Source organism: Kitasatospora sp. NPDC002543 (assembly GCF_053594915.1).
Genome location: NZ_JBSFWR010000207.1, coordinates 1 through 4,104, shown reverse-complemented (window position 1 = coordinate 4,104; position 4,104 = coordinate 1). Strand labels below are relative to the sequence as shown.

Here is a 4,104-nt window from a genome sequence, read left to right as displayed (position 1 = left end):
GTGGTTCTGCGGGTCGAACTTGGTGAAGTCGACGTCCAGGTGCTGCTCGTACCTCTTCGGGCGGGGCTCGCGTGCCCGCACACGAGCCCCGCCCGCACCTTGGTGTCCCTGCCGGAGGGGCCGGGAGGGCACTCGGTGTTCGGGACGGCCCGGGCGCAGCCCGTCCACTGTCCGCGTGGGAAGTCGGCCGACGACAACGCGGCGAGGTGCGCTTGTGTCTTGGGGCCCTCCCGGCCGAAGGCTGGGGGGCGTCGCGGGCCCGGCAGGAGCCAGGAGACGGTCCCTATGCGCCCGGGGGTGTGCCGCCGGGCGCGTGGGCGGGGGTCCGCAGTGGGAGGGGGTGGCCCGCGCGCCACTGGGCTGTGGTGCGTTCGCCGCCCGAGCGGCGCCGCCAGTACAGGTGCTGGGCGACGATCAGCGGGCCGAGGGCGGTGAGCAGCGGGAAGCCGGTGGTGAGCCAGCCGGCGGCGAAGCAGGCGCTGACGGCGCTGGTGGTGAGCAGGCCGGCGAGGGCGGCGGTGAGGGCGGCGGTGCGGCCGTGGGCCTTGGCGGCGACGAGCGGGTACAGGACGAGCAGCAGGAGGTCGCCGAGGCCGACGGCGACGGGGGTGGGGCCGCCGGTGAGGGCGAGCATGGGGGCGAAGGGGCGGTCCTGGACCTGCGCGAAGAAGCGGGTGGTGGTGTCGGTGAGGGTGGTGGCGGCGAGGTCGTAGCCGGTGAGGACGGCGGCGAGGGCGGCGGTGTGGGTGGAGCGCATGCCGCTCTGGGTCCAGAGGTTGGCGACGCCGATGACGGCGGTGGCGATGATCAGGTCGCTGCCGGCGCGGGCGGCGCCGGGGTGGCCGGTGAGGGCGGCGAGCGCGGTGGCGGCGGTGGCGGTGAGGGCGGCGGCCCAGGACCAGGGGGTGGCGCGCAGCGGGGTGCCGGCGAGCAGCGGGGCGAGGGTGAACTGGAGGGCCAGGCAGCCGACGAGGCCGAAGACGGCGGAGACGGCGGCGCCGGGCAGGGCGGTGTAGAGGAGGGGTGCGAGGACGACGCCGGCGCACAGGACGGCGATGTCGCCGCCGGTGTAGACGCCGACCGGGGGGCGGGGCATCCGGATGCGGGCGAGGTAGTGGGCGGCGAGGGCGGTCTCGGCGGCGACGGCGGCGCTGAGGGCGGTCAGGGCGGCGGGGTCGGCGTTCATGCGGTGCCTCCGCGGCCGGGGGTGTCGAAGGTGTGTTCGCGCAGGTCGGCGCGGAGGGGTGCGGTCGGGGGCATGGCGGCGCGGTCCTCGTGCAGGACGATGTCGGCCAGGTGGAGGCCGGCGGCGCGGGCGCGGTCCTCCAGGCGGCCGTGCAGGGCGGTGGCGGGCAGGCGGTGGACGAGCAGGTGGAGGCGGGCGGGTCCGCTTGGGCCGTCGGGGCCTTCGGTGAGGGCGTGGCGGGCGGGCAGCGGGATTTCGGGTTCGGCTTCGACGAGGTCGAGGACGTCGCGGGTGGTGACGGTGGTGCTGAGCGGGCCGTTCCAGCGGCCGAGGATCTCGGAGGTGGCGGGCAGGTGGGCGAGTTCGCAGGTGGGTGGTTGGGCGGGCAGGCGGACGAGGTCGCCGGTGTCGTAGCGCAGCAGCAGGGTGCAGTCGCGGTAGGGCACGTAGGGGGTGTGCACGATGGTGCCGGTGGCGCCGGGGGCGGTGGGTTGCCCGGTGAGCGGGTCGAGGACTTCGAGGTGGCCGAACTCGGTGGTGTGGTGGAGGTGGCCGTGGGTGCAGGGGGTGGCGCCGGCGGGGATGATCTCGGTCATCAGGTAGGCGGAGGTGGTGGTGGCGCCGAAGACGGCTTCGGCGCGGCGGCGCAGTGGCGCGGAGAGCACCTCGCCGCCGACGCTGATCGAGCGGAGGCCGAAGTCGGCGCTCTGCCACTGGTGTTGTTCGGCTTCCTGGACGAGGGCGGCGAGGTAGGAGGCGGAGGTGGTGAGGTGGGTGATGCGGGGGTCCTTGCCGGGCAGGCCGAGGGGGGCGGCGAGGCGGTCGAGGGCGACGGCGGGGCCGATGGTGCCGAACTGGACGAAGCCGGCGCCGGCGCGGGTGGCGGATTCCTCGGCGTTGACCAGGGGCAGGGTGGCGCGGGAGCAGCCGGCGTAGGCGACGGTGTGGCGGGGTCGCAGGCCGAGGCCGAGGACGGCGGAGATGGTGCTGAAGGCGATGGCGTACTCGAGTTCGGCGCGGGAGAACCAGACGGCGGTGGGGGTGCCGCTGGTGCCGGTGGTGAGGGCCATCAGGGCGGGGGTGGCGGCGTCGGAGACGAAGGCGGCGGGCAGGGCGCGCAGGGCCTGTTTGGGGGTGACGGGGACGCGGGTCCAGTCCTCGGGTTCCAACGTGGCCGGGTCGAGGTCGAGTTCGGCGAACTGCCGGCGGTAGTGGGCGGTGTGCCGGGCGGCGGCGCCGGCGGTGGCGCGCAGGCTGCGGCGGGTGACTTCGCGCCGCACCTTGGGGTCGACGTGTCCGGCGCGGCCGGGCAGCAGGGCGGAGTCCTCGCCGGGTTCGCCGAATTCGGCGATGGTGGCGACGAGGTCGCGGGAGAGGCGTTCGAGGTCTTTCGGGCGTATCCGACGGTTCGTCAGGATGGCTGCGCCGTAGCGCAGTTGACTCAGCGCGGTCGCGAACAAGCGGTTTCTCCCCAGGCCAGGGTCGGACGGTGCGCCACCCGGCCCCGGCCGGGGTCGGTCGGGCCGGCCCGGTGACCGGGTCGGCCCGTCGGTCGGGTCAGACCATGTGGAGGAACATCGCGGCGGTGAGGGTGCTGAAGGCGTACTTGAGGTAGTGCTTGACCATGATCGGTTCTCCCTCGTACGGGCGGCCGCCCGGCCCGGCCGGGCGCGGCAGCGGATGCCCGCGGCCGGGTTCTGGCCGACGGGCAACGGCAGTATAGGGACGGTCCGGCGGCCGGCAATAGCCTATGTGCACGGCCAACCTTCCGGTTGTGCAAGCGAGTTCACCGTTGCCACGGTCAGCACTCCAGCAGGGTGCAGGCCCAGTGCATGCCGCGGCCCATGCCGGCCAGGGCGATCAGGTCGCCGTGGCCGAGGTGGCCGGAGGCGTGGTGGTGGTGGAGGTCGAGGAGGTGGTCGGCGGCGCCGAAGTGGCCGCGGGCCAGGGAGATGTCGAGGTTGGTGCGTTCGACGGGCAGGCCGAGGCGGTCGGCCAGTTTGGTCAGGGTGCCCTTGTTGTCGTTGAGCAGGACGACCCGGGCCAGGTCCGGGACGGAGGCGCCGATCCGCCGGCAGGCCCGGGCGACGACCTCGTGCACCCGTTCGCCCATCAGGGCGAGGAGTTCCTGGAAGCGTTCGGTGTCGTAGTCGAAGAACTCCATGAGTTCCCAGGCGTCGCGGGCCGGCGGGGGTGTCCGGCCGCCGCGGAAGGGGGCGGCCGCTCCGCCCTGGTCCATCCGGAAGAGGTCGGCGTAGCGGCCGTCGCTGATCGCCTCGCTGGCGCGCCAGCGCAGTTCGGGGTGGCCGCGTCCGGCGACCGCGGCGCCGGCGCCGTCGGAGAACAGCAGCGAGTTGGTGTGCATCCGGTTCCAGTACGGTTCGCAGGTGCGGTTGGCGCCGACGACCAGGGCGCGCTGGTACTGGGGGTGGGTGGCGAAGCGGCCGGCGAGCAGGTCGAAGCAGGTGATCCCGCTGACGCAGCCCTGGTTGACGAGGACGGCTTCGGCGCGGTGGGCGCCGAGGCGGGCCTGGAGGGCGGCGGCGGCGTCCCAGTACAGGTACTCGGGGATGTCGGTGATGGCGAGGACCACCAGGTCGAGTTCGGCGGGGTCGGTGCCGGAGGCGTCCAGGGCGGCGCGGGCGGCGTCGACGGCCAGGTCGGTGAGTCCGACGCCGTCCGGGCTGCGGTGGATGGCGCGGTACCCGTACGCGAGGACGCGTTCGACGTCCTCGGTGTACTGCGCGGCGACGTCCGCGACGGCGACGGGTTCGCCGAGCGCCGATCCGAACGACATCAGTCCGTAGTCCACGCCACTGCCCTTCAGGGGGTCCTACGTTGTTGGTGGGTTGGACGGGCCGTCGTAAGGTCCAGAGGCCCAGAGACTCCGGGTATGGCTTTCAGGGGGTTGCCCTCGA

3 protein-coding genes are annotated in these 4,104 nt (G+C 74.2%); all 3 read right to left on the bottom strand.

The annotated features are described in order from the left end of the window. Positions 1-283 precede the first annotated feature (283 nt). Positions 284-1,186 carry a hypothetical protein gene (locus ACWD4P_RS37930; RefSeq protein ID WP_359829598.1) on the bottom strand — a complete coding sequence of 301 codons (903 nt, stop codon included), beginning with the start codon at positions 1,184-1,186 and terminating at the stop codon, positions 284-286. Next, complete coding sequence (locus ACWD4P_RS37925; protein WP_449782783.1) at positions 1,183-2,646, bottom strand: phenylacetate--CoA ligase family protein; 1,464 nt, start codon at positions 2,644-2,646, stop codon at positions 1,183-1,185. Before ACWD4P_RS37925 ends, ACWD4P_RS37930 begins: the two co-directional genes overlap by 4 nt. Positions 2,647-2,987: 341 nt before the next feature. Then, positions 2,988-3,998, bottom strand: a complete 1,011-nt coding sequence (locus tag ACWD4P_RS37920) for a 3-oxoacyl-ACP synthase III family protein (RefSeq protein WP_449782782.1) — start codon at positions 3,996-3,998, stop codon at positions 2,988-2,990. Positions 3,999-4,104: the final 106 nt, after the last annotated feature.

Bases quoted from the DNA above. Each gene is read 5' to 3' on its own strand.
- ACWD4P_RS37930 (WP_359829598.1), bottom strand. From the start codon at position 1,186: ATGAACGCCGACCCCGCCGCCCTGACCGCCCTCAGCGCCGCCGTCGCC.